Below are 22,638 nucleotides of genomic sequence, written 5' to 3' on the forward strand. Positions count from 1 at the left end.
GCGGCCTTGCCGAGGCGTCGGACCGGCCGGAACGGGGCGCGGAGCGGCTCCTGGGTCCAAGCGTTGATGCATCAATTGCCGGGGCTGCTTCGCAGCCCTTTCGCGGCACAAGGCCGCTCCTACAGGCCAGGCATGGACGGCGCGCCGAGAATCTCCAGCACCTTATCGCGCAGTTGATCAATGCTGAACGGCTTGCCGATCAGGTGCATGCCCTCGGGCACGGTGAAACTCTCGGCATAGCCGCTGGCGAACAGCACCGGCAGCAGTGGCCGGGCCTCGCGGGCCTTGGCGGCCAGTTCCTCGCCGCGCAGGTCGGGCAGGCCGACGTCGGTCATCAACAGTGCCAGGGACTGCTCGGGATCCTCGATGATCTTCAGGGCCGCGCCGGCGCTGTCGGCCTCGATAGTGGTGTAGCCCAGTTCGCCGAGCACTTCGACTATCAGCATGCGTACGATGTCGTCGTCTTCGACTACCAGAAGGTGCATTGTGCGGATCCTGTTTCGGTGGATTGTCTCTACTCTGTGCGCAAGGCGGTGGCAGAAGTTCCCAAGCTTAACGGCACCGGCAAATAGATGGAACGATTGCCGCAGACAGGCTTCAAATACTGGCTAAATGCCCTGCCAGATCCGCCAAAGCTGGTTAGACTCGCTGTATTCCCCCGGTCGGTCTGGCGCAGGGCAACCCTTACACGATGTAGACGCCAGTCTGTTCAATGGACTTTTTTCACTCGGGCACTTTCAGATGATTCAAGCAGCCTCGATGGACCAACGCAGCTTTCGCAAACTGCTGAGCCGCAACGTCGGCCTGCCCCTGGGCGTAGGGCTCCTGGGCGCCGTGGCGTTTGTCGCGGTGATCAACTACCTGCTCTCGGCCATGCAGTGGGTCGAGCACACCGACCGGGTGATCGGCAATGCCAACGAGACGATCAAGCTGTCGATCGACATGGAAACCGGCATGCGCGGCTACCTGCTGACTGGCGAGGAGCGTTTCCTCGACCCCTATGAGGTCGCCAAGCCGCGTATTTTCGGCAGCCTGGACAGTTTGAAGGAAATGGTCGCGGACAACCCCCAGCAGGTCGACCGCATTGACCGCATCGCGGCCTTGCAGCGCGAGTGGAATACCTTCGGTAACGAGATGATCAGCCAGCGCCGCAGCCAGGGCGACGTGCAGGCGTCGATTGGCCGTGGCCGCGGCAAGCGCCTGACCGACGAGATCCGCAAGGAGTTCGACACCTTCATCAACACCGAGCAGCAACTGCGTACGACCCGCAACGAGACGGTCAGCACGGTCACCATGACCGCGATCTCGGCCTTTGTGCTGTTCATCGTCGCCCTGAGTGCCTTGCTTGCCTACCTGGGACGCCGCGACCTGCTGGCGCTATCGGCCAGCTATGTGTCGAACCTGGAGGCCCAGCAGCGCGCCGCCGAGCGCCTGGAGCAACAGGCCTGGCTGCGGGCCGGGCAGACCCAGCTGGCCGAGCAGGTGCTGGGGCAGCTGACCTTGCCCATGCTCGGCGACAATATCCTGCGTTTCTTCGCCGGCTATCTGGGCAGCGTGGTCGGCGCGTTGTACGTGCGCGACGAGCATGGCCAGCTGGTGCGGGTCGCCACCTATGGGCTGGACACCGAGCAGCAGGGCAGCGAGCCGCGTCTGGGCGATCATGCCGGCCTGTTGGGCGAAGCGGTGATCCAGAGGCGCCTGCTGCGCCTGGACGAACTGCCCGAGGATTACTACCGCCTGAGCTCTGGCCTGGGGCGCGGCCTGCCACGCAGCGGCGTGCTGGTGCCGTCCCAGGACGACGGGCGGGTCAACGGCGTACTGGAGCTGGGCTTCCTGCGCACGCTGCAGGAGCGCGACGTCGAACTGCTGGAGCGGATCACCGAGAACCTGGGCATCTCCATCGAGAGCGCACGCTACCGCCAGCGCCTGCAGGAAGTACTGGCCGAGACCCAGCAGCTCAACGAAGAGCTGCAGGTGCAGCAGGAAGAGCTCAAGACCGCCAACGAAGAGCTCGAGGAGCAATCGCGGGTGCTCAAGGAGTCCCAGGCCCACCTGGAGACCCAGCAGGCGGAACTGGAGCAGACCAACGAACAGCTGGCCGAGCGCACCGAGGCCCTGGATCGCAAGAACAGCGAGCTGAACCAGGCCCAGGTCGAGCTGCAGGCCCGCGCCGACGACCTGCAGCGTTCGAGCAAGTACAAGTCCGAGTTCCTCGCCAACATGTCCCATGAGCTGCGCACGCCGCTCAACAGCTCGCTGATCCTGGCCAAGCTCTTGTCCGAGAACGCCGAAGGCAACCTCAGCGAGGAGCAGGTCAAGTTCGCCGAGTCGATCTACTCGGCCGGCAACGACCTGCTGAACCTGATCAACGATATCCTCGACATCGCCAAGGTCGAGGCCGGCAAGCTGGAGGTGCGCGCCGAGAGCACGCCGCTGGAGCGCCTGGTCGAAGGGCTGCGGGGCATGTTCCAGCCGCTGGCCCAGGACAAGGGCCTGGCCTTCGAGGTGAAACTCGAGCAGCCGTTGCCGGCGAGCCTGTTCACCGACCGCCAGCGCCTGGAGCAGATCCTCAAGAACCTGCTGTCCAACGCCATCAAGTTCACCGAGCGCGGCCAGGTCAGCCTGGGCATCAGCCACCAGGCCGGCCTGGGCATCGTCTTTGCCGTGCGCGACACCGGTATCGGCATTGCCGCCGACCAGCAGCAGGCGATCTTCGGCGCCTTCCACCAGGTCGACGGCACCAGTAACCGCCGCTACGGCGGCACCGGTCTGGGCCTGTCGATTTCCCGCGACCTGGCGCACCTGCTGGGCGGGCAGATCAATGTTGACAGCAGCCCGGGGCAGGGTAGCGTGTTCAGCCTGATCCTGCCCGAGCACTTCGAGCCGTCGGCGCAGCAGGTAGAGGTGCACAGCCTGCGCCCGGCGGTCGACGAACTGCCGCCAGCGCCGCCGGTACCGGCGCCGGTGCGCACCGAGCGCCCGGCCCCGGCCTTTGCCGACGACCGCGCCCAGGCGCCGTTCGCCAACCGCTGCATCCTGGTGATCGAGGACGAGCCGAACTTCGCCCGCATCCTCTTCGACCTGGCCCACGAGCTGGGCTACAGCTGCCTGGTCGCCCATGCCGCCGACGAAGGCTTCGAGCTGGCCGCCCAGTACCTGCCCGACGCCATCCTGCTGGACATGCGCCTGCCCGACCACTCCGGGCTCACCGTGCTGCAGCGCCTGAAAGAGCAGGCCGGCACCCGGCACATCCCGGTGCACATCATTTCGGTGGAAGATCGCGTCGAGGCGGCCATGCACATGGGCGCGGTAGGCTACGCGGTCAAACCCACCAGCCGCGAGGAGCTCAAGGCGGTGTTCGGCCGCCTGGAGGCCAAGCTCACGCAGAAGCTCAAGCACATCCTGCTGGTGGAGGACGATGACCTGCAGCGCGAGAGCATCGCCCGCCTGATCGGTGACGACGATATCCAGATCACCGCCGTGGCCATGGCCCAGGACGCCCTGGCGCTGCTGCGCGAGAACATCTACGACTGCATGATCATCGACCTCAAGCTGCCCGACATGCTCGGCAACGAGCTGCTCAAGCGCATGACCGCCGAGGACATCCGCAGCTTCCCGCCAGTGATCGTCTACACCGGGCGCAACCTCACCCGCGAGGAAGAGGCCGACCTGCTCAAGTATTCGCGCTCGATCATCATCAAGGGCGCGCGTTCGCCCGAGCGCCTGCTCGACGAAGTCACGCTGTTCCTGCACAAGGTCGAGTCGCAGCTGTCCAACGAACGCCAGCGCATGCTCAAGACCGCGCGCAGCCGCGACAAGGTGTTCGAGGGGCGCAAGGTCCTGCTGGTGGACGACGATGTGCGCAACATCTTTGCCCTCACCAGCGCCCTGGAGCACAAGGGCGCCATCGTCGAGATCGGCCGCAACGGGCGCGAAGCCATCGAGTGCCTGGAGGCCAACGATGACATCGACCTGGTGCTGATGGACGTGATGATGCCGGAGATGGACGGCTACGAGGCCACCCGCCTGATCCGTCAGCAGCCGCGCTGGCGCAAGCTGCCGATCATCGCCGTGACCGCCAAGGCGATGAAGGATGACCAGCAGCGCTGCCTGCAGGCCGGGGCCAACGACTACCTGGCCAAACCGATCGACCTGGACCGCCTGTTCTCGCTGATCCGGGTCTGGCTGCCGCAATTGGAGCGAATCTGAAATCTTGACCAGTGAACGCAACACCGATATCGAGATCCGGCTGCTGATCGAGGCGATCTACCTCAAGTACAGCTACGATTTTCGCGATTACTCCGGCGCCTCGATCAAGCGCCGGATCCTCCACGCCGTGCGCCAGTTCGACTGCCGCACGGTGTCGGCGCTGCAGGAGCGGGTGCTGCACGACCCGGGCATGTTCCTCGAGCTGCTGCAGTACCTGACGATCCCGGTCAGCGAGATGTTCCGCGACCCCGGGCATTTCCTTGCGCTGCGCAACGAAGTGGTGCCGCTGCTGCGCACCTGGCCGTCGCTGAAGCTCTGGATCGCCGGCTGCAGCACCGGCGAGGAGGTATACTCCATGGCCATCCTGCTGCGCGAGGAAGGCCTGCTGGAGCGCACCATCCTCTACGCCACCGACATCAACCCGCATTCGCTGGAGCGCGCCAAACAGGGCATCTACTCGATGCAGAGCATGCGCGAGTACGAGGAGAACTACCGCAAGGCCGGTGGCCGGCGAGATTTCTCCGAGTACTACACCGCCGCCTACGGTAACGCCATCATGGACAGCAGCCTGCGCGACAACGTGACCTTCGCCGACCACAGCCTGGCCACCGACAGCGTGTTCTCCGAGACCCAGCTGGTGTCGTGCCGCAACGTGCTGATCTACTTCAACAAGGACCTGCAGGACCGCGCCCTGGGCCTGTTCCACGAGTCGCTGTGCCACCGCGGCTTCCTGGTGCTGGGTAGCAAGGAGTCGGTGGACTTCTCGGCCTACAGCGAAGGCTTCGAGCCGCTGGTGCGGCCCGAGCGGATCTACCGCAAGACATGAACGGCGTGCGCGCGATCGTCATCGGCGCCTCGGCGGGCGGCGTCACGGCGCTGTTCAGCGTGCTTGGCGCGCTACCGGCGGACTTCGCCATCCCGGTGTTGTGCCTGCTGCACCTGCCGGACGACCGCCACAGCCAGCTCGCCGAGGTGCTGCAGCGGCGCCTGCGCCGGCCGGTGCGCGAAGCCTTCGACAAGGCGCGGATCGAGCCTGGGCTGATCTACGTGGCGGGGCCGGGCTATCACTTGTCGGTCGAGCGCGACCTCAGCTTCTCGCTCAGCCAGGAAGCGCCGGTGCATTTCTCGCGCCCGGCAATCGATTTTCTCTTCGAGTCGGCCGCCGATGCCTATGGCCCGGGCCTGCTCGGCGTGCTGCTCACCGGCGCCAACGAAGACGGCGCCCGGGGGCTGTTGCGCATCAGACAAAGCGGTGGCCGGACGGTTGTCCAGGACCCCCGCGACGCACAGGTGGCGTTGATGCCGGAGGCCGCCCTGGCCCTGCACGACCCTGACCATATTCTTTCCCTTGGCGGTATCGGGCAGTTGCTCGCTACCCTGGAACCCAGCGCATGCTAAGCCACATTACCGCGAAACTGCTGATCGTCGACGACCTGCCGGAAAACCTGCTGGCCCTCGACGCCCTGATCCAGGGCGAGGACCGCGAGGTGCACCAGGCGCAGTCCGCCGAGCAGGCGTTGTCGCTGCTGCTCGAGCACGAGTTCGCCCTGGCCATTCTCGATGTACAGATGCCTGGCATGAACGGCTTCGAGCTGGCCGAGCTGATGCGCGGCACGGAAAAGACCCGCAGCATCCCCATCGTCTTCGTCAGCGCCGCCGGGCGCGAAATGAACTACGCCTTCAAGGGCTACGAGAGCGGCGCCGTGGACTTCCTGCACAAGCCGCTGGAAACCCTGGCGGTGAAGAGCAAGGTGTCGGTGTTCGTCGATCTGTTCCGCCAGCGCAAGGCCCTCGACCGACAGTTGCAGGCCCTGGAGCAGAGCCGCCAGGAGCAAGAGCTGCTGCTGGCCCAGTTGCAGGTGGCGCGGGGCGAGCTGGAGCACGCGGTGCGCATGCGTGACGACTTCATGTCGATTGTCTCCCATGAGGTGCGCACGCCGCTCAACGGGCTGGTCCTGGAAACCCAGCTGCGCCGCCTGCACCTGTCCCGCGGCAACCTGGCGGCGTTCAGCGAGGACAAGCTCAAGGCCATGGTCGAGCGCGACGAGCGCCAGATCAACAGCCTGATCCGCCTGGTCGAGGACATGCTCGATGTATCGCGGATCCGTACCGGCAAGCTGTCGATCCGCCCGCGGACCTTCGACCTTGGGCAACTGGTGCGGGGCCTGGTGGAGAACTTCGCCACCCAGGCCGGCGCCGTGGACACGCCGCTCGAACTGCAGCGCTGCGACCCCTTGCAGGGCGACTGGGACGAGTTCCGCATTGAACAAGTGGTGGCCAACCTGTTGTCCAATGCCTTGCGCTATGGTGAGCGCAAACCGGTCCAGGTGCGGGTGTTCGAAGCGGGCGAGATGGCCTGCGTGCAGGTGCAGGACCATGGCATCGGTATCGATGCGCAACACCTGCAGCGGATCTTCCAGCAATTCGAGCGCGTCGCCGCGCAGCAGGCCACGGGCGGGCTGGGCCTGGGCCTGTACATCTCCGAGCAGATCGTCCTGGCCCATGGCGGGCGGATCCAGGTCGACAGCCAGGCCGGCATCGGCTCGACCTTCACCGTGTATCTGCCGCTGTCGGCACAGTCGCAACATTGTGACCCGGCCCGCGCAACCTCTGCGTAGTGCTGGGGTCTGATGGCCAACCTGTTGAATGCGAAGGCGTTGTCATGAGTGAAGATGCACAAGACGTGGTACTGGTGGTCGAGGATGAACCGGCGATCCGCATGATCCTGCGCGATTACCTGGCCGGCGAGGGCTACCACGTGCTGGTGGCCGAGGACGGCGAGGAGGCGTTCGCGATCCTGGCGAGCAAGCCGCACCTGGACCTGATGGTCACCGATTTCCGCCTGCCAGGCGGGATTTCCGGGGTGGAAATCGCCGAGCCTGCGGTGAAGCTGCGCCCGGACCTGAAGGTGATCTTCATCAGTGGCTACCCGGCCGAGATCGTCGAGTCGGGCAGCCCGATCGCGCGCAAGGCGCCGATCCTGGCCAAGCCGTTCGACCTCGACACGCTCCACGAGCAGATCCAGACGCTGTTGCGCTAGGCGCATGCGAACCGGCCAGTTTTCCAGGCCGGTGGTTGCTTTTATCGCCGTTCGCGTGCTCTCAATGAGGTCACCGATTCGCCACCGACGCCCCAGTTGTCGGTGGGCACTTCCTCGATCACCACGAAAGTGCTCGCCGGCGGCTTGTTCAGGACCTTTTCCAGCAGGCGGGTGGTGCCTTCGATCAGTTGACGCTTGTGTTCGGCCGTGACGCCTTCATCGGTCACGCGGATATGGACATAAGGCATGTGCGTCGCTCCAGGTTCAGTGCCAGGTACCGGCGGTGCTGCCACCGTCGACGGGGAGGATGACGCCGCTGACGAAACGGGCATCGGTCAGGTACAGCACGGCGTCCACCACATCCTCTGGCTTGCCGGTGCGACCGCTTGGCGACAGTGCGCCGAGCCCTTCGGTGTGGCCGCTGTGCAGCGGCGTGTCGATGATGCCCGGGGCCACGGCGTTGACCTGCACGCCGCTTGCTGCCAGCTCCAGGGCCAGGCCCTTGACCGCCTGGTTCAGCCCGCCCTTGACCAGCACCGGCAGCAGCGCCGGGACGCGGGTGTCCGGTTGCAGGGCCACCGAGGCGGTGATGGCGACGATATGCCCGTGCCCCTGGGCCTTCATGATTTTCGCTGCGGCCTGGGCAGGGTAGAAGAAGCCCTTGAGGTTGGTGCCGACCAGCGCATCGACGTCTGCCTCGGTGTAGTCGGTCACGGGCTTTGGAATGAAGATGCCGGCGTTGTTGACCAGGATATCAACCCGGCCAAAGGCTTCCTGGGCGGCGGCGAATAGCCGCTCGGCGGTGGCTTTTTCGGCGATGTCGCCCGCCACGCCGATAAAGGCGGCCGGATTTCCCAGGCGCGCTGCGGCTTCGTCCAGGCGAGCCTGGGTGCGGGCGTTGCCGACCACGTTATCGCCACGCTTGAGGTAGGCCTGTGCCAGGGCGAAGCCCAGGCCGCTGGAGGCGCCGGTGATGATGACGGTTCTTGCGTTGCTCATGGGAAACTCTCCGGTGATGCGAGCCGTTGCTCGGGTGTGGAGCCACTTTAAGTTGCAATCTCGGCTTGAAAAATGAGGCGCAGGGCATTTCAATCGATACATCATGTAATTAATAGAGCCCGCCATGACCCGCCATTTCGATGACCTGCAACTGGGCAGCCTGGAGTTGTTCTGCCTTGCCGCCGATGCCGGCAGCTTTACCGAGGCGGCCACCCTGGCAGGGGTCACCCCCGCGGCGGTGAGCCGCTCGGTGGCGCGCCTGGAGGAGCGTCTGGGCGTGCGCCTGTTCGTGCGCACCACCCGGCAGATGCGCCTGAGCGAGGCCGGCCAGGCCTATTACCTGCACTGCCGCCAGGCACTGGGGCAGTTGGTCGAGGCCGAGCGCCAAGTCACCGGTGGCCAGCTCGAGCCCGCTGGCCGCCTGCGCATCAGCGCACCTACGCCCTATGCCCATCACCGCCTGTTGCCACTGCTGCCGCGTTTTCGCCAGCGCTATCCAGGGGTGCAGGTAGATGTGCATGTCAGCAATCGCAACGTCGATTTCGCCGAGGAACACTTCGACCTGGCGATCCGTGGCCGCGCGCCTGCCGATTCGCGGTTGGTGGCCCGGCGCCTGGAGGACGCCGAGCTGGTGGTGGTCGCCACCCCCGGCTACCTGGCCCGGGCTGGTACGCCACAGGCCCTGGAGGACCTGGCCGGGCATGAGTGCATCCAGTTCGAGCTGCCCAGCAGCGGCAGGCGTCCGCCCTGGAGCTTTTGCCGTGACGGGCTGCTGGTCGAGCTCGAGACCCAGGGTGCGCTGACTTGCCTGGGCGATTTCCTCGCCACCACGACCCTGGTGCGCCATGGGGGCGGCCTGATGCAGGCGTACCGCTTTACCGTGCAGGATGCGCTGGACAGTGGCGAACTGGTGGAGGTGCTGGCCGGGCATGGCGGGACGTCGCGGCCGTTCATGCTGGTGTATCCGCAGGCCCGTTACATGCCGTTGAAGGTGCGGGTGTTCATCGACTTCCTGATCGGCGAGGTTGCACGACCGTTGGGCTGAAGCACCGTCGGGCATGCACGGGCGGACTAAGCTCTGTTCTGCGTCGATTTCCCAGGAGAACACGCCATGAAATCCATGACACTGCTAGCGATCACCTGCGTACTGAGTTTCGCCGCCCAAGCCGAGGATGGCCCGGCGACCAATTGCGATGCCAAGATCAACGATCTGGAGTACATCAGCAAGACCGATGGCCAGGCACTGCATGGCGGCATGGCCCATGACTATCACGAGCTGCTCAAGGAGGCCAAGGACGCCCGGGACAAAGACGACATGGCCAAGTGCCAAGCCTCGGCCGACCGCGCCAAGACCATCTACAACAAGGCGCGGGGCAAGTAACGGTCTATGATTGCGCGGCCAGCTCCCACAGGTGCTACTCCAACCTGTAGGAGCGGCCTTGCCGGGGCGCCGGACCGGCCGGAAAGGGCCGCAAAGCGGCCCCGGCGATCTTTGCAAGAACGCTGAAATCCTGGGGCTGCTTCGCAGCCCTTTCGCGGCACAAGGCCGCTCCTACAGAGATCGCGGCAGCTGAAAAAACTCAGCAAGACAGTTTCTCCCACAGGTAATGCGGTTGGGCCCTCAGGCGCTCTGGTGTAAGCTCTGGCGGACCTTTCCACGAGACCGCCGCATGAACTTGCCCAGTCCGCGTCTTGACAGCCTGCTCACCGGCTGCGCCCGGCCGTTTACCCGCCCGGGTTCGCACAGTGCCATCGACAAGCAGCCTCGCCAAGGGCCTCTGGCAGTGACCTTCATCGGTATCGCCGGCGATGAACAGGGCGATCTGCGCGTACACGGTGGTGTCGAGAAAGCCATCCACCATTACCCCCGCGATCACTATCCCGACTGGACTGCCGAACTGGGCGAGCATCCCTTGCTGAACCGGCCCGGCGCCTTCGGCGAAAACTTCAGCAGCACCGGCTGGCGCGAGGCCGATGTCTGCCTGGGCGACCGGATCCGCGTCGGCACGGCGTTGCTGGAAATCTCCCAGGGGCGCATGCCGTGCTGGAAGCTCAACGACCGCTTCGACGTGGCGCAGATGGCGTTGAGGGTGCAACAGAGCGGGCGAACCGGTTGGTACTACCGGGTGCTGGAGGAGGGCGTGATCGAGGCCGGCGATGCCCTGCAACTGGTCGAGCGCCCGCACGGTGAATGGTCGGTGGCGCGGCTTTCGGCGGTGCTGTTCGACAAGCGGCTGGAGCCCGACCTGTTGCGCGAGTGCCTGGCGCTGCCGCTGGTGCCGAACTGGCGCCGGACCTTGGAGAAGCGCCTGGAGCAACATCAGGTCGAAGACTGGACCTCGCGCCTGCAGGGCCGCAGCGAAGGCTGAGCGGCATCGCGTACAACGTTATCAATACAAGGAAAGCCCCATGGCCTTCGAACTGGATGATCGCCTGGTCATCGGTGTCGCCTCCAGCGCCGTGTTCGACCTCAGCGAATCGGACGCGGTGTTCCGTCGCGAGGGCGAGGCGCAGTACCGCAAATACCAGGAGCAGCACCTGGACGTGCCGTTGGGAAAAGGCATTGCCTATCCCTTCATCAAGCGTCTGCTGGCCCTCAACGACCTGCGTGGCGATCCCGAGGACCCGCTGGTGGAGGTGGTGCTGTTGTCGCAGAACGACCCGGACACCGGCATGCGGGTGATGAAGACCATCGGCCATTACGGCCTGAACATGACCCGGGCGATCTTCACCCAGGGCCGCTCGCCGTACGAGTACATCCCGGCGCTGAACATCGCCCTGTTCCTCTCCGCTGACAAGCAGCACGTCGATGCCGCGATCAAGGCCGGTTATCCGGCAGGGCAGGTGCTGGATTCGAAGTTCGATGACGACGAAAGCGACGACAACCTGCGCATCGCCTTTGACTTCGACGGCGTGCTGGCCGGGGACGAGTCGGAGGCGGTGATGCAGTCAGGCGGGCTGGACAGCTTTCACGCCCATGAGGTGATCAACGTCACCCAGCCGCACAACCCTGGCCCGCTCAAGGAGTTCTTTGTGCGCATCGCCCGTATCCAGGCAGCCGAGGAACAGCACAAGCTGGCCCATCCGGGCTACGAGAACCGCCTGCGGGTATCGATCGTCACGGCGCGCAACGCGCCCTCCCATGAACGAGCGCTCAACACCCTGAAAAGCTGGGGGGTGATGGCCAACGATGCATTCTTCCTCGGGGGCATCGAGAAACGGCGGGTGCTGCAGGTGCTCAAGCCGCACATCTTCTTCGACGACCAGTCGGGGCATCTGAAGAGCACCAGCACCGTGGCGCCGTCGGTGCACATCCCGTTCGGGGTTACCAACCGGGCGCGCTGAGCAGGCAGGGGCCGCATGGGCGGCCCCGGGTTTCTTGCGCTCAGTGATCCGCCAAGCCGTCATCCTGCGACAGTAGCGCCCGGGCCAGTTCCTCGTCACTGGCCTGCAGCCCGGGATTGGCCTGGCGTACGTGGGCCAGTGCCGACTCCAGGTAAGCCCCGCGAATGGCACCACCACTGGCGACGAAGGCCGACAGTTCGTCACGGGCCGGAATGATCCGTTTGTCGTCCTTGAAGGTCGAGTACAGCGATGCGGAGATCCCCGCCGAGGTGGCGACATCCCCGGCATCGACGCGGGCCAGGGCGGCACTGGCGGGGAGCAGGAGCAGCAGTGAGGGAACGAGCAGTAAATGGCGCATGGCGAGTCCTCCGGAAAGGTAATGCCCAAGGGAGTTACTGCATGATGTTAAGAGCGTGAAGGGGCGCAGGGAGTTCCACAGGCGGTCGAATGGCGCACTCGCTAATGGCATGCGGCCATTGTATTGTTCAGGCACCTTCTCGGTAGATCGGTTCAAGGAAGATTCATGAAGTTCAAGTTTGCGCTGTTGGCCACTTTGATTTTTGTTTCACCGCTGGCCCTGGCCGACACATGCCAGCCCAATAACATTGGCGGTCAGAATTGCCGTTACAGTGACGGCACCACCTCCAGAAGCCGGCCCAATAACATTGGCGGTGAGGATGTCACCTACAGCGATGGCCGCAGCTCCAGGAGCAGGCCCAATAACATTGGCGGCCAGGACACCACCTACAGCGACGGCCTTAGTTCCAGGAGCAGGCCCAATAACATTGGTGGCCAAAACACCACCTACAATAATGGCCTTAGTTCCAGAAGCCGGCCCAATAACATTGGCGGCCAGGACACCACCTACAACGATGGCCGCAGTTCCAGGAGCAGGCCCAACGCCCTCGGCGGCCAGGACACCACCTTCCGCGGGGGCAGCCGCTCAAGCAGCCGATCCAAAAATTCTGGTGGTTAGGAAATCTGTCACTACGATTCGAAGGGCAAGTGCTGGTGATGACTCGCTAGCGATACTCAATCAACGGAACCGAATGCCCATGGCCGAATACACGCTCCACTGCTTTGCCGAATCCGGCAACGCCTACAAGGTCGCACTGATGCTGGAACTCACCGGCCAGGACTGGGCGCCGGAGTTCGTCGATTTCTTTAACGGCCAGACCCGTGGCCAGGACTGGCGTGATGCGGTCAATGAACAGGGCGAGGTGCCTGTGCTGGAGCATGCCGGGGAGAAGCTCACCCAGTCGGCGCTGATCCTCGACTACCTGGCCGAGCGCACCGGCCGCTTCGGCCCGCGCGACGAACATGAGAAGCGCGAGATCTGGCGCTGGATGCTGTTCGACAACCACAAGTTCACCAGCTATTACGCGGCCTTGCGTTTCATCTACTGCCTGAAGAGCATGGGCGAGTCGGATGTCACCCGCTTCTTGCGCGAGCGGGCCAGGGCGGCCTACCAGATCGTCGATGCGCACCTGGCAAACACGCCGTTCATGGTGGGTGGGCGGCTGACCATTGCCGACTTGTCCCTGGCGGGATATGTGTACATGCCTGAAGACACGGGGTTGGCGCTGGAGGAGTTCCGCCATATCGAAGCCTGGAAGGCGCGTATCCAGGCAATTCCGGGCTGGAAGCACCCCTACGAGCTGATGCCGCGAGCGGCCGGCTGAGACAGCCCGGCACGTTCAGCACCTGGCGTGACGACGTACCGCAGCACGGATCGCGACAGCGCACGTGGCGTTCGGCCATTTCTCGTGCACACTGTGTAAGGCCACGTTGTCAGTGGCGTAATCCATAGTACGAGGAACGCAATGAACGGACGTTGTCTGGGCGTGTCTGTGTTGTTGTCGTTCGCCCTGGCGATGGTGCCCAAGATCAGCTCCGCCGCTGACGCCTGCCAGCACCTCACCGCTACCGGCAATCCGGAGTATCCCCCTTACCTCTGGCGAGACCCGCAGGACCCCGAGCGCCTCATCGGCGCCAATGCCGACCTGCTCAAGCAGGTGGCCAAGGAACTCGGCCTGGTGGTGGACGTGGTGTATGTCGGGCCCTGGTCCAGGGCCCAGGAAGAGGTGAGCAGCGGGCGTGTCGACATGCTCGCCGGGTATTTCCACACCCAGGCGCGGGAGCTGCTGGTGGATTTCGTCAGCCCGCCGTTCCTGTTCAACTCCAGTGTGGTCTGGGTGCGCAAGGGGGAGGGCTTCGCCTACAGCGACTGGTCCGACCTCAAGGGGCGACGTGGCGGAACGCTGGTCAACAACAGCCACGGCCAGGCCTTCGACGACTACGCCCGGGCGCAGCTCAACCTCGAGGCCGTGCCCAGCGTCACCCAGGCTTTCCAGAAGCTGCTGCTCAAACGCAGCGACTATGTGATCTTCGAGCACTATCCCGGGCTGGCCCTGGCTCGCACGCTGGGCAAGGAGCAGGCGCTTGAGGTGCTCGAACCGCCGGTCTCCAGCGAAGGGTTGTACCTGGCGTTGTCGCACAAGTCCGGCTGCAACAAGCCGGCGCTGCGCGAGCAGTTGGCGCGCAAGATGAAGGCGCTGGTTGCAGGCCCGTTGCCCGAGCAACTGGTGGCAGAAAACCTGCAACGCTGGCAACGCCAGCAGACCGGCCAATAGGTTTTGCGTCATTTGCGCGAGTGCCGTCCAGTGCCTTTGATCTAAGGCGCGCCAGCCGATGGCCTATGCTGTTGCGGCGAATCACATCCCTGTTTCCCTAGCGAAGGTGTTCATTCATGAGCAAGCCAACGGTCGTATTGGTACATGGTTTCTGGGGCGGTGCCGCCCATTGGGGCAAGGTGATCGTCGAGCTGGCGCGCAAGGGCATCAAGGATGTCCGCGCCGTGGAGTTGCCGCTGACCTCCCTGGCGGATGACGCCGAGCGCACGCGCAAGATGGTGGCGCAGGTCGACGGGCCGGTGCTGCTGGTCGGCCACTCCTATGGCGGAGCGGTGATCACCCAGGCGGGCAACCAGGCCAATGTAACGGGGCTGGTCTACATCGCGGCCTTCGCACCCGATGCGGGCGAAAGCCCAGGCGCACTGACCAAGCAGCATCCCCCGCTGGCGGCTCCGAACCTGGCGCCGGACAGCGACGGTTACCTGTGGATCAAGGCCGACAAGTTCCATGAGAGCTTCTGCCAGGACCTGTCGGCGGACGAGGCGCTGGTCATGGCGGTGACGCAGAAGGCGCCGCTGGCGAGCACCTTTGGCGACACCATCGTTGATCCGGCGTGGAAGCACAAACCGTCGTGGTACCAGGTCTCCAGACAGGATCACATGATCGCGCCGGCCAACCAGCAAATGATGTCGGCGCGGTTGAAGGCGCGCAAGGTCATCACCCTGGATGCCAGTCATGCGTCGCTGGCCTCGCGGGCCAAGGAAGTCGCCGCGCTGATCGAGGAGGCGCTGGGCTAGCTCAGCCCTTGCACTTGGCCACGACGACCTGGCAGGTGTGCGGCGTGCCGCCCGACCTGCCGGCGTAGCGCACGCAACTGGCCAGCGACTTCTTGCTGGCCATGGCGAGGGTGGGGCCGAAGGCCAGGCCACCCTCGCCGCTGCTGGGCAGGGCCTTGGCATAGCAAGCGGAGCCTTGTGCTGCGTAGTGGGTGGTGGTGTGTTTGCTCGAACAGCCGGCAGTCAGCGACAGTGCGAGGGCAAGCAGGGCGAGCAGCACTGCCTGCCTGGGGCGGGTGGCCATGGCGAGCTCCTGGGGCGGCGTGGTTTCAGGGTGTTGGCCTGTTCAGATTAGCTGGAGTCGCTTCGCCTGGCTTGGGTTTCGTCGTGACGTCATCGCGGGGCAAGCCCGCTCCCACGCAATCTTCCAGGTCATTCAGGGATGTTTCACAGCGTGGGAGCGGGCTTGCCCCGCGATGAGGCCCGAGACGACCAATGGCAATATGCCTTCAATTACTGGGCAATGCGCTCTAGCCCAGTCCCTGCGGCGCCTCCGGTCAATCATTGGATCCACTCAGACCCGCGAAAACCCCGTGCGTTTCGCCAAAGCTTGAGTACAATTATCGGCTTTTCCCGGGCCGTCCTTCGGCCTGTTCCTGGAAGTGCGAATGCTGATCGGTAGTTACTCCTCCTCGCTGGTGTTGATTTCGCTGTGCGTGGCCATCCTTGCCTCCTATACGGCCCTGGACCTTACCGGGCGCATCGCCACGGCCAAGGGGCGGGCGGTGTACCTGTGGATGGGTGGCGGGGCGTTCGCCATGGGCATCGGCATCTGGTCGATGCATTTCATCGGCATGCTGGCGTTCAGCCTGCCGATCGAGCTGGGCTATGACACCGCCCTGACGGCCTTGTCGCTGCTGATCGCGGTGGCCTCCTCGGGCTTTGCCCTGTGGCTGGTGAGCCAGCCGAAGCTGCCGTGGTTGCAGCTGGCGTTCGGCGCCTTGATCATGGGCACCGGCATCGCCTGCATGCACTACATGGGCATGGCCGCGCTGCGCATGCAGCCGGGTATCGACTACGACCCGACGCTGTTCGGCGCGTCGCTGGCCATCGCGGTGGGGGCGTCGGCGGCGGCGCTGTGGATTGCCTTCCGCCTGCGCCAGCACACGCCCTATGTGCGCCAGATCCGCGGCGTCGCGGCAGTGGTGATGGGCATCGCCATCGTCGGCATGCACTACACCGGCATGGCCGCGGCCAACTTCCCGGCGGGCAGCTTCTGTGGCGCGTTGGCCACGGGCCTGGCCGGCGACGGCCTGGACTACCTGGTATTGATCACCACCCTGGCGGTGCTGGCGGTGGCCCTGCTCACCTCGGTGCTGGACGCCCGCCTGGAAGCGCGCACGGCGGAGCTGGCACGCTCGCTGACCCTGGCCAACCAGGAGCTGACCCAACTGGCCCTGCACGACACCCTGACCGGGTTGCCCAACCGCACGCTGCTGGCCGACCGTATCGACCAGGCCATGGGCCGGGTGGCGGAGCAGGGCGGCTGCTTCGCCCTGATGTTCATCGACCTGGACGGCTTCAAGCCGGTCAACGACGCCTTCGGCCACCATGTCGGCGACCTGTTGCTCAAGGCCGTGGCGGCGCGCCTGCGCGGCCATCTGCACAGCCAGGACACCCTGGCGCGGATCGGCGGCGACGAGTTCGTGCTGCTGGTGGAGCTGGAAGAGCCGGACGACGCCATGAACGTCGCGGTCAAGCAGGTCAACCTGATGGCCAGGCCGTTCCGCGTGGCCGAGCACGACCTGCAACTGTCGGCAAGCCTGGGCATCGTGTTGTACCCGGGCAACGGCCTGGACCAGCACGAGCTGCTGCGCAACGCCGACGCGGCCATGTACCACGCCAAGAGCGCCGGCAAGAACGGCTACAGCTTCTTCGACGCCTCGATGAACAGCAACGCGCGCCAGCAACTGCAATTGCTGCAGGATCTGCGCACGGCCCTGGAGCACCAGCAGTTCCGCCTGCACTACCAGCCCAAGTTCGACGCCGTGCAGCGCCAGCCCATCGGCGCCGAGGCCCTGCTGCGCTGGGAGCACCCGCTACATGGCCTGATGCTGCCGGACCGTTTCATCGGCCTGGCCGAGAAGACCGGGTTGATCATTCCGATCGGCGAGTGGGTACTGGGCGAAGCCTGTCGGCAGATGCGCCAGTGGCTGGATGAGGGCAACGACGACTGGCGTATCGCGGTCAACCTGTCGGCCATTCAGTTCTGCCATGCCGGACTGGTCGACAACGTGGCCCAGGCGTTGAGTGAAAATGGCCTGCCGGCCAACCGCCTGACCCTGGAAATTACCGAAACCACCGCCATGCGCGATGCCGACGCCAGCCTGCATGTGCTGCAGCGCCTGTCGGACATGGGCGTTGACCTGTCCATCGACGATTTCGGCACCGGCTACTCCAGCCTGATGTACCTCAAGCGCCTGCCGGCCAACGAGCTGAAGATCGACCGCGGCTTCGTGCGCGACCTGGAGCAGGACAGCGACGATGCGGCGATCGTCTCGGCCATCGTCGCCCTGGGCCAGGCACTGGGCTTGCGGATTGTCGCCGAAGGCGTGGAGACCGACCGCCAGCAGGACTTCCTGACCCGCCTGGGTTGCGACTCGCTGCAGGGCTACCTGCTTGGCCAGCCGGTGCCGCCCGAGCAGTTCATGAAGGGGTTGCAGGCGTTGAAAGCGCGTCAGGAACAGGCAATTTAGACAGCGCTGCGCATGGGGCCGGCCAGCAGGTCGAAGGTTTCCATCTCGGCCTCCACCGCCTCGATGATCCGCTCGACATCGGCGGCGGGCATGATGGTGGCGCAGGGAATGCCGGCGATCGCCAGAAGGGTTTCGCCAGTGGCCCGGTCGAACAGCCGGGCGACCATGCTGCGCGGGGCATCCATGCTGGCCTCGAAACCCAGCGGATGGAAATGCCAGCGCATCACCTGGCAGGCGTTGGGGAACGTCATCTTGTTCATGCCAGCCTCCTTGTTCGTATCCTGAACGCGGTGATTGCGTAGCGGTAATACTGTGGCCGTCCTGGCCGTCGGGACTTTAACCATAGCACCTGCCATGGCAGTGTTCGCCGGAAAATATGGCAGATGTACTAATGCATGACGGCGGTCACAGTCCTGTCACGATGAACGGTGGGTGCTCGTTGGCTGGGCAAACGTTTTCCCCGTGGGTGGACGGCTGGCAGCGAGGGTTGCTCTGCTATGTTTATCTGCAGCGCTTTTCGGACCAACGGTGCCGGCCGGCAGACAGGGAGACAGTCATGCGTTATTCCACGCTCACCCAACGTATTGCCGGCCATGCAGTCGCCGCCTGGGACATTCACTACCAGGCCCTGGAGCAACGCCGCCAGGGGCGCGAAATCTTCCTGCTGTCGGTGGGTGACCCCGATTTCGACACTCCGGCCCCGGTGGTCGAGGCCGCCGTGGCCAGCCTGCGCCGCGGCGACACCCATTACAGCGATGTGCGCGGCAGCCTCGCCCTGCGTGAGGCGGTGGTGCGCCATAGCCAACTGCCCCTCGATCCGGTGCAGGTGGTGGTGACCGCAGGGGCACAGTGCGGTCTGTTTGCGACCTTCCAGTGCCTGTTCGAACCCGGCGACGAGGTGATCGTCGCCGAACCCATGTACGTGACCTATCACGGCGTGTTCGGTGCCTGCGGTGCACGGGCCGTGCAGGTCGCGGTGCGGCCGGAACAGGGGTTTCGCCTGGATCCTGCGGCGGTGGCCAGGGCGATCACCCCGCGCACCCGGGGCCTGCTGCTCAACAGTCCGCACAATCCGACGGGCGCGATGATCGACCAGGCCGACCTGGAGCGCCTGGCGCAGTTATGCCGGGAGCATGATCTGTGGTTGATCTGCGACGATGTCTACCAGTCATTGCTGTACGACGGTGAGGCGCCCAGTCCGTTGAGCCTCCCGGGCATGGCCGAGCGCTGCGTGTCGATCGGCAGCCTGTCCAAGTCCCATGCCATGAGTGGCTGGCGGGTCGGCTGGGTGATCGGGCCGCCGCTGTTCGCCAGGCACCTCGGTACCCTGGTCATGAGCATGCTGTTCGGCCTGCCGGAGTTCGTCATGCATGCTGCCTGCGTGGCCCTGGATCAGGCAGGGGATGACGTGCGGCGGATGCGCGAGATCTACCGGCAGCGGCGTGACCGGGTATGCGCGGTGCTGGAGGGCTGTCCTGGCATTCATGCCCATCGGCCGGCCGGTGGCATGTTCGTGATGCTCGATATCCGCGGCAGCGGGCTCGGCGCCCAGGCGTTCGCCCAGCGCCTGCTGGACGAGGAGGGCGTGGCGTTGCTGCCGGGGGATGGTTTCGGACCGAGTGCCGCGGGGCACCTGCGCCTGGGGCTGGTGCTGGAAGCCGATGTGCTGGAGCAGGTGTGTCGGCGTATCGCTGCCTGCGCGCTGCGGGTGCTAGCCGAGCAGTCCGGCGGCGATGTTGATGGTGAAGCCGAGGATCGCCGTGTTGAACACGAAACCTACCAGTGAGTGGGCCAGCACCACCCGGCGCATGGCCCGGCCGGCGACGCCGATGTCCGAGGTCTGCACGGCGACATTGATGGTGAACGAGAAGTAGTGGAAGTCCCAGTAGTCCGGGTTGCGCTCGCCGTCGGCAAAGCGCAGGGGCGGTTCATGGCGGTCGCCGGTGTAGAACAGCCGGGCGTAGTGCAGGCTGAAGATGCAGCCGATCAGCAGCCATGAGCCGGCCACGGTCAGCCCGGTGTACAGGTAGTGCAGGGCCAGGGCGCCGCCGTCCAGGCCGCGGCTGGACACCAATTGCAGGGTGACGGCGGCCAGGCTGGCGATGGCCGAGACGCAGACGGTGATCAGCACCAGGCCGGCGTTTTCATCTTCGATACGGGCGACCTTGCGCACCCGCTCGGCATTGGCCCGCAGGCTCAGCCACAGGACCATGGCCAGGTACAACCAGACGCCGAGGTTCCAGCCGACGAGGATATGCTGCACGGTGTCGCCGGCGGGGATCAGCCAGCCGCCGAGCAGGCCGGCCAGGGTGGCGATACTGAGACGGGGGTGGGTGCGGGTGAGGTGGTGGAAGGCCATGCGGTCCCTTGGCGGATGGGCGTGGGTTGAACTGTAGACCAGATGCGCCCCTATCGCGGGGCAAGCCTGCGCGTTTTCAACCCAGGGCCTTTCAAGGTGTTCGACGTGAGAGTTGCAGCGCCTATGAGATCGAGCGCCGCCCGCGCGGCGCTCGGTCTCACCGCCGCTGCAAGGGTTGCGGCGGGCACCCTGGTGGCCCGAATGTCGTTCAGCCCGGCATGCCATCCACTCGCGCTCGCAGCAGGATCGGCAGGTAGTGCCAAAGGAACAGCAGCAGCGCGGCGCTGCCGAACAGCACCGACAACCCGAGCCCCAGCGGTGTGAACGGCACCACCACGACCCGGGCCAGCGCCGCCAGCTGGATCAGTGCGAACGCCCAACCGATGCTGCGCGGCACCGCCAGCGGCCGTCCGGTATGCCCCAGGCTGACCCGGGCCATCATCGCCACGATCAGTCCGGTCATGGCGCCGACCGTCAGGGCATGGGCGGCCAGGCTCGGATTGATCGACAACCCCGCATGCCACAGCGCCAGGCCCAGGCAAGCCGGGATCAGCCATGCGTAGGCCAGGTGCAGTGACCACAGCAGCGGCACCCGCCACAGGCCACGGTCATGCCACAGCGCCAGGCGCACGCCGTGCAGGGCTGCCAGGGCGGCGAACAGCGCGGCCATCAGTGGCTGCGGCGCATCGTTGAAGCCCAGTACGTAGGTGAGTGGCAGCGCCACGCTGCCCAGCAGGCAGGTACGGTCCAGCCAGGGGCGGGCCGGCGCCGGGCTCATGTTGCCCAGGCCGCGACGGGTGAAGAACGGGATCACCCGGCCGCCGATCACGCTCATCATCGCCGCCACCAGCCACAGCCCGGCCAGCACTCCGCGCCGTTGCCACACCTCGTTGCCCTGCAGCCCGCCGGCCAGGGTCAGCCACTGGCAGGCGGCGATCAGCAGCACCAGGACCACGATGGGGTAGTTGTTGCGCAGCCGTCGCTGGATGATCGGTCGTGCCAGGGCCAGCGCCACCAAGGGCAGAAAGGCGCCTTCGATGAGGACCAGCAGCCAGGCCGGCAAGGGCAGGAACCAACTGACCCGGCCCAGCAGCCAGAGCATGAACAGGCCCTGCAGCGGTCGGCCGCTCAGGCCCGGGATGCCGCTCCAGTTCTGTACGGCCGTGAGCAGGAAGCCGGCGACGATGGCCACCGCGAAGCCGAACAGCATCTCATGGCGGTGCCAGGCGAGCATGCCGCCCGCCGGGTTGAGTTCGAACGCGCCGGCCAGCACGCCGGCCCACAGCAGCAGGGCGAGCAGGGCGAACAGGCTGCCGCCGAGGAAGAACGGACGAAAACCCAGGGCCCAGAGGGCCCGGCGTGGGCGAGCGGTGATCGGCTGGACGAGCATGGCGAGGACCTTGGTTCGATCGGAGCGGTTGAATGGGGTACCATCACGAAGCATGCCAGCGTTCAAAGGCCTTGAATATCAAGGTGATGGCACTGCGCGAAGTCATTATGACTCTTTTTGTTTGTAGTCTTTTTGACCTTGATCAGGGTTGAAATGACTCGCTTTGCGCCGTCTTGCGCCCGCCGCGCATTCGGCTTTGCTACAGGATCCCCGCTGTGACCGATCTCCTGCGCAATCCGCTGCTGCAGTACCTTGCCCGCCTGGCCCCGTCCAGCCAGCTGACCATGCGCTACATCCTGCAGGATGCCGCCGACCGCCTGGGCTTCGCCGATGTCGATATCGCCGAGGTGCCCTGGCACCGACTCGAACCCGGCCATGTGATTGCCCTGGTCGCGGCGTTGCGCGCCGATGGCTATGCGCCCAATACCTCGTCGCTGTACGTCAATGCGGTGCGCGGGGTGATGAACGAGGCCTGGCGCCAGGGGCTGATCGACCACGAGCAACTGCTGATGATCCGCGAGGTCAAGCCGGCTGGCGGCAGCCGCCTGCCGCCGGGGCGCAATCTGCGACGCAACCTGATCCGTGAGCTGATGGACGTGTGCGCCGCCGACCCGCGCCCCCAGGGCGTGCGCGACGCGGCGATCCTGGCGCTGCTCTACGGCACCGGCATGCGCAAGTCGGAATCGGTGGACGTCGACCTGGACCAGGTGGACTTCCAGGAGCGCAGCGTGCAGGTGCTGGCCAAGGGTAACCGCCAGCTGGTCAAGTACGCCCCGGCCTGGGCCTTCGACAAGCTGCAGGCCTGGCTCGACCTGCGCCGCCAGCACCTGCCCGCCGGCGAGCGCGACGACAGCTTCCTGTTCAACCGCATCCGCCGCGGCAGCCATATCACCCGTGCGCGCATCACCAAACACGCGATCTACTACATCGCCCGCCAGCGCGGAGCGCAGGTGGGGGCCAAGATCATGCCCCATGATTTTCGCCGGGCGTTCATCACCCGGGTGATCGAGGAGCACGATCTGTCGATCGCGCAGAAGCTCGCGCACCATGCCAACATCCAGACCACGGCGAGCTATGACCGGCGCGATGACAACGAGCGGCGGCGGGCGGTGGAGCGCTTCGACTACTGAG

The 22,638-nt window shown here is 65.4% G+C and carries 24 protein-coding genes; 16 read left to right on the plus strand and 8 right to left on the minus strand.

What is annotated here, in order from left to right; genetic code table 11:
• Positions 1 to 119: 119 nt before the first annotated feature.
• A complete protein-coding gene (locus POF53_RS12715; RefSeq protein WP_203646789.1) occupies positions 120 to 485 on the minus strand; it encodes a response regulator in 366 nt (121 codons plus the stop codon).
• A gap of 274 nt (positions 486 to 759) precedes the next feature.
• Here POF53_RS12715 and POF53_RS12720 point away from each other — a divergent pair, with 274 nt between their 5' ends.
• The 5 genes from POF53_RS12720 to POF53_RS12740 are packed head-to-tail and all read left to right on the plus strand — an operon-like array spanning position 760 to position 7,249.
• On the plus strand, positions 760 to 4,209 hold the full coding sequence (locus POF53_RS12720; protein ID WP_498967966.1) for a response regulator: 3,450 nt from the start codon (positions 760 to 762) through the stop codon (positions 4,207 to 4,209).
• Between the two features lie 4 nt (positions 4,210 to 4,213).
• Complete coding sequence (locus POF53_RS12725) at positions 4,214 to 5,035, plus strand: CheR family methyltransferase (protein WP_050705979.1); 822 nt, start codon at positions 4,214 to 4,216, stop codon at positions 5,033 to 5,035.
• Entirely contained in the window at positions 5,032 to 5,607 is a 576-nt protein-coding gene (locus tag POF53_RS12730) for a chemotaxis protein CheB (protein WP_203646787.1), read from the plus strand. The genes POF53_RS12725 and POF53_RS12730 overlap by 4 nt, the downstream gene beginning before the upstream one ends.
• On the plus strand, positions 5,601 to 6,827 hold the full coding sequence (locus POF53_RS12735) for a hybrid sensor histidine kinase/response regulator (RefSeq protein ID WP_498967968.1): 1,227 nt from the start codon (positions 5,601 to 5,603) through the stop codon (positions 6,825 to 6,827). Before POF53_RS12730 ends, POF53_RS12735 begins: the two co-directional genes overlap by 7 nt.
• 44 nt (positions 6,828 to 6,871) lie before the next feature.
• Complete coding sequence (locus POF53_RS12740; protein ID WP_203646783.1) at positions 6,872 to 7,249, plus strand: response regulator; 378 nt, start codon at positions 6,872 to 6,874, stop codon at positions 7,247 to 7,249.
• A gap of 41 nt (positions 7,250 to 7,290) precedes the next feature.
• Here POF53_RS12740 and POF53_RS12745 read toward each other — a convergent pair whose 3' ends face one another.
• Both POF53_RS12745 and POF53_RS12750 read right to left on the minus strand, forming a co-directional pair.
• Positions 7,291 to 7,497 carry a tautomerase family protein gene (locus POF53_RS12745; protein WP_203646781.1) on the minus strand — a complete coding sequence of 69 codons (207 nt, stop codon included), beginning with the start codon at positions 7,495 to 7,497 and terminating at the stop codon, positions 7,291 to 7,293.
• Between the two features lie 16 nt (positions 7,498 to 7,513).
• The gene (locus POF53_RS12750) at positions 7,514 to 8,248 is read right to left on the minus strand and encodes an SDR family NAD(P)-dependent oxidoreductase (RefSeq protein WP_232855186.1); all 735 of its coding nucleotides are present in this window, start codon (positions 8,246 to 8,248) and stop codon (positions 7,514 to 7,516) included.
• Between the two features lie 124 nt (positions 8,249 to 8,372).
• Between POF53_RS12750 and POF53_RS12755 the strand changes: the two genes are divergently transcribed.
• From POF53_RS12755 to POF53_RS12770, 4 genes are all read left to right on the plus strand, one after another.
• Positions 8,373 to 9,293 carry a LysR family transcriptional regulator gene (locus POF53_RS12755; RefSeq protein WP_232855184.1) on the plus strand — a complete coding sequence of 307 codons (921 nt, stop codon included), beginning with the start codon at positions 8,373 to 8,375 and terminating at the stop codon, positions 9,291 to 9,293.
• Positions 9,294 to 9,359: 66 nt separating this feature from the next.
• A complete protein-coding gene (locus POF53_RS12760; RefSeq protein ID WP_232855182.1) occupies positions 9,360 to 9,629 on the plus strand; it encodes a PA2433 domain-containing protein in 270 nt (89 codons plus the stop codon).
• A gap of 289 nt (positions 9,630 to 9,918) precedes the next feature.
• Positions 9,919 to 10,617: an MOSC domain-containing protein gene (locus POF53_RS12765; RefSeq protein ID WP_498967972.1), complete on the plus strand. Its 699-nt coding sequence runs from the start codon at positions 9,919 to 9,921 to the stop codon at positions 10,615 to 10,617.
• Between the two features lie 40 nt (positions 10,618 to 10,657).
• Entirely contained in the window at positions 10,658 to 11,593 is a 936-nt protein-coding gene (locus tag POF53_RS12770; protein WP_050705958.1) for a 5'-nucleotidase, read from the plus strand.
• Between the two features lie 40 nt (positions 11,594 to 11,633).
• Here POF53_RS12770 and POF53_RS12775 read toward each other — a convergent pair whose 3' ends face one another.
• Entirely contained in the window at positions 11,634 to 11,951 is a 318-nt protein-coding gene (locus POF53_RS12775; RefSeq protein WP_254464023.1) for a DUF2388 domain-containing protein, read from the minus strand.
• A gap of 165 nt (positions 11,952 to 12,116) precedes the next feature.
• Here POF53_RS12775 and POF53_RS12780 point away from each other — a divergent pair, with 165 nt between their 5' ends.
• The 4 genes from POF53_RS12780 (at position 12,117) to POF53_RS12795 (ending at position 15,023) form a co-directional block, all read left to right on the plus strand.
• Positions 12,117 to 12,569, plus strand: a complete 453-nt coding sequence (locus tag POF53_RS12780) for a hypothetical protein (RefSeq protein ID WP_254464022.1) — start codon at positions 12,117 to 12,119, stop codon at positions 12,567 to 12,569.
• Between the two features lie 79 nt (positions 12,570 to 12,648).
• On the plus strand, positions 12,649 to 13,275 hold the full coding sequence (locus POF53_RS12785) for a glutathione S-transferase family protein (RefSeq protein WP_498967974.1): 627 nt from the start codon (positions 12,649 to 12,651) through the stop codon (positions 13,273 to 13,275).
• Positions 13,276 to 13,416: 141 nt separating this feature from the next.
• Complete coding sequence (locus POF53_RS12790) at positions 13,417 to 14,226, plus strand: substrate-binding periplasmic protein (RefSeq protein WP_498967976.1); 810 nt, start codon at positions 13,417 to 13,419, stop codon at positions 14,224 to 14,226.
• Positions 14,227 to 14,342: 116 nt separating this feature from the next.
• Positions 14,343 to 15,023, plus strand: a complete 681-nt coding sequence (locus POF53_RS12795; protein ID WP_498967978.1) for an alpha/beta hydrolase — start codon at positions 14,343 to 14,345, stop codon at positions 15,021 to 15,023.
• Position 15,024: 1 nt separating this feature from the next.
• On the opposite strand, the gene POF53_RS12800 is transcribed toward POF53_RS12795, so the two are convergent.
• Positions 15,025 to 15,306, minus strand: a complete 282-nt coding sequence (locus POF53_RS12800; RefSeq protein WP_498967980.1) for a hypothetical protein — start codon at positions 15,304 to 15,306, stop codon at positions 15,025 to 15,027.
• Between the two features lie 364 nt (positions 15,307 to 15,670).
• On the opposite strand from POF53_RS12800, the gene POF53_RS12805 reads away from it, so the two are divergent.
• Positions 15,671 to 17,758, plus strand: coding sequence for a putative bifunctional diguanylate cyclase/phosphodiesterase (locus tag POF53_RS12805; protein ID WP_475858438.1), 2,088 nt, complete (start codon positions 15,671 to 15,673; stop codon positions 17,756 to 17,758).
• Here the strand turns inward: POF53_RS12805 and POF53_RS12810 are convergent.
• Positions 17,755 to 18,018, minus strand: coding sequence for a DUF1652 domain-containing protein (locus tag POF53_RS12810; protein ID WP_186714368.1), 264 nt, complete (start codon positions 18,016 to 18,018; stop codon positions 17,755 to 17,757). The two genes, POF53_RS12805 and POF53_RS12810, sit on opposite strands and share 4 nt — an antisense overlap.
• A gap of 296 nt (positions 18,019 to 18,314) precedes the next feature.
• On the opposite strand from POF53_RS12810, the gene POF53_RS12815 reads away from it, so the two are divergent.
• Positions 18,315 to 19,544 (plus strand): pyridoxal phosphate-dependent aminotransferase, encoded by a 1,230-nt coding sequence (locus POF53_RS12815; protein ID WP_203646768.1) that lies wholly within the window; start codon positions 18,315 to 18,317, stop codon positions 19,542 to 19,544.
• Here POF53_RS12815 and POF53_RS12820 read toward each other — a convergent pair.
• Positions 19,470 to 20,117 carry a DUF1345 domain-containing protein gene (locus tag POF53_RS12820; RefSeq protein ID WP_254464016.1) on the minus strand — a complete coding sequence of 216 codons (648 nt, stop codon included), beginning with the start codon at positions 20,115 to 20,117 and terminating at the stop codon, positions 19,470 to 19,472. The genes POF53_RS12815 and POF53_RS12820 overlap by 75 nt on opposite strands.
• 208 nt (positions 20,118 to 20,325) lie before the next feature.
• Positions 20,326 to 21,507 carry an NnrS family protein gene (locus tag POF53_RS12825; protein ID WP_498967983.1) on the minus strand — a complete coding sequence of 394 codons (1,182 nt, stop codon included), beginning with the start codon at positions 21,505 to 21,507 and terminating at the stop codon, positions 20,326 to 20,328.
• Positions 21,508 to 21,722: 215 nt separating this feature from the next.
• On the opposite strand from POF53_RS12825, the gene POF53_RS12830 reads away from it, so the two are divergent.
• Positions 21,723 to 22,637: a site-specific integrase gene (locus POF53_RS12830; protein WP_203646763.1), complete on the plus strand. Its 915-nt coding sequence runs from the start codon at positions 21,723 to 21,725 to the stop codon at positions 22,635 to 22,637.
• Position 22,638: the final 1 nt, after the last annotated feature.

It is taken from the genome of Mitsuaria sp. RG, from assembly GCF_028369275.1.
GTDB classification, from domain to species: Bacteria; Pseudomonadota; Gammaproteobacteria; order Pseudomonadales; family Pseudomonadaceae; genus Aquipseudomonas; species Aquipseudomonas peradeniyensis.

Excerpts from the sequence above, each read along its gene's own strand:
- POF53_RS12760 (WP_232855182.1), top strand. The coding sequence starts at position 9,360 with ATGAAATCCATGACACTGCTAGCGATCACCTGCGTACTGAGTTTCGCC.
- POF53_RS12815 (WP_203646768.1), top strand. The coding sequence starts at position 18,315 with ATGCGTTATTCCACGCTCACCCAACGTATTGCCGGCCATGCAGTCGCC.
- POF53_RS12800 (WP_498967980.1), bottom strand. The coding sequence starts at position 15,306 with ATGGCCACCCGCCCCAGGCAGGCAGTGCTGCTCGCCCTGCTTGCCCTC.
- POF53_RS12765 (WP_498967972.1), top strand. The coding sequence starts at position 9,919 with ATGAACTTGCCCAGTCCGCGTCTTGACAGCCTGCTCACCGGCTGCGCC.
- POF53_RS12740 (WP_203646783.1), top strand. The coding sequence starts at position 6,872 with ATGAGTGAAGATGCACAAGACGTGGTACTGGTGGTCGAGGATGAACCG.
- POF53_RS12720 (WP_498967966.1), top strand. The coding sequence starts at position 760 with ATGGACCAACGCAGCTTTCGCAAACTGCTGAGCCGCAACGTCGGCCTG.
- POF53_RS12820 (WP_254464016.1), bottom strand. The coding sequence starts at position 20,117 with ATGGCCTTCCACCACCTCACCCGCACCCACCCCCGTCTCAGTATCGCC.
- POF53_RS12770 (WP_050705958.1), top strand. The coding sequence starts at position 10,658 with ATGGCCTTCGAACTGGATGATCGCCTGGTCATCGGTGTCGCCTCCAGC.
- POF53_RS12805 (WP_475858438.1), top strand. The coding sequence starts at position 15,671 with ATGCTGATCGGTAGTTACTCCTCCTCGCTGGTGTTGATTTCGCTGTGC.
- POF53_RS12715 (WP_203646789.1), bottom strand. The coding sequence starts at position 485 with ATGCACCTTCTGGTAGTCGAAGACGACGACATCGTACGCATGCTGATA.
- POF53_RS12780 (WP_254464022.1), top strand. The coding sequence starts at position 12,117 with ATGAAGTTCAAGTTTGCGCTGTTGGCCACTTTGATTTTTGTTTCACCG.
- POF53_RS12735 (WP_498967968.1), top strand. The coding sequence starts at position 5,601 with ATGCTAAGCCACATTACCGCGAAACTGCTGATCGTCGACGACCTGCCG.
- POF53_RS12810 (WP_186714368.1), bottom strand. The coding sequence starts at position 18,018 with ATGAACAAGATGACGTTCCCCAACGCCTGCCAGGTGATGCGCTGGCAT.
- POF53_RS12795 (WP_498967978.1), top strand. The coding sequence starts at position 14,343 with ATGAGCAAGCCAACGGTCGTATTGGTACATGGTTTCTGGGGCGGTGCC.
- POF53_RS12730 (WP_203646787.1), top strand. The coding sequence starts at position 5,032 with ATGAACGGCGTGCGCGCGATCGTCATCGGCGCCTCGGCGGGCGGCGTC.
- POF53_RS12745 (WP_203646781.1), bottom strand. The coding sequence starts at position 7,497 with ATGCCTTATGTCCATATCCGCGTGACCGATGAAGGCGTCACGGCCGAA.
- POF53_RS12825 (WP_498967983.1), bottom strand. The coding sequence starts at position 21,507 with ATGCTCGTCCAGCCGATCACCGCTCGCCCACGCCGGGCCCTCTGGGCC.
- POF53_RS12755 (WP_232855184.1), top strand. The coding sequence starts at position 8,373 with ATGACCCGCCATTTCGATGACCTGCAACTGGGCAGCCTGGAGTTGTTC.
- POF53_RS12775 (WP_254464023.1), bottom strand. The coding sequence starts at position 11,951 with ATGCGCCATTTACTGCTCGTTCCCTCACTGCTGCTCCTGCTCCCCGCC.
- POF53_RS12790 (WP_498967976.1), top strand. The coding sequence starts at position 13,417 with ATGAACGGACGTTGTCTGGGCGTGTCTGTGTTGTTGTCGTTCGCCCTG.
- POF53_RS12785 (WP_498967974.1), top strand. The coding sequence starts at position 12,649 with ATGGCCGAATACACGCTCCACTGCTTTGCCGAATCCGGCAACGCCTAC.
- POF53_RS12750 (WP_232855186.1), bottom strand. The coding sequence starts at position 8,248 with ATGAGCAACGCAAGAACCGTCATCATCACCGGCGCCTCCAGCGGCCTG.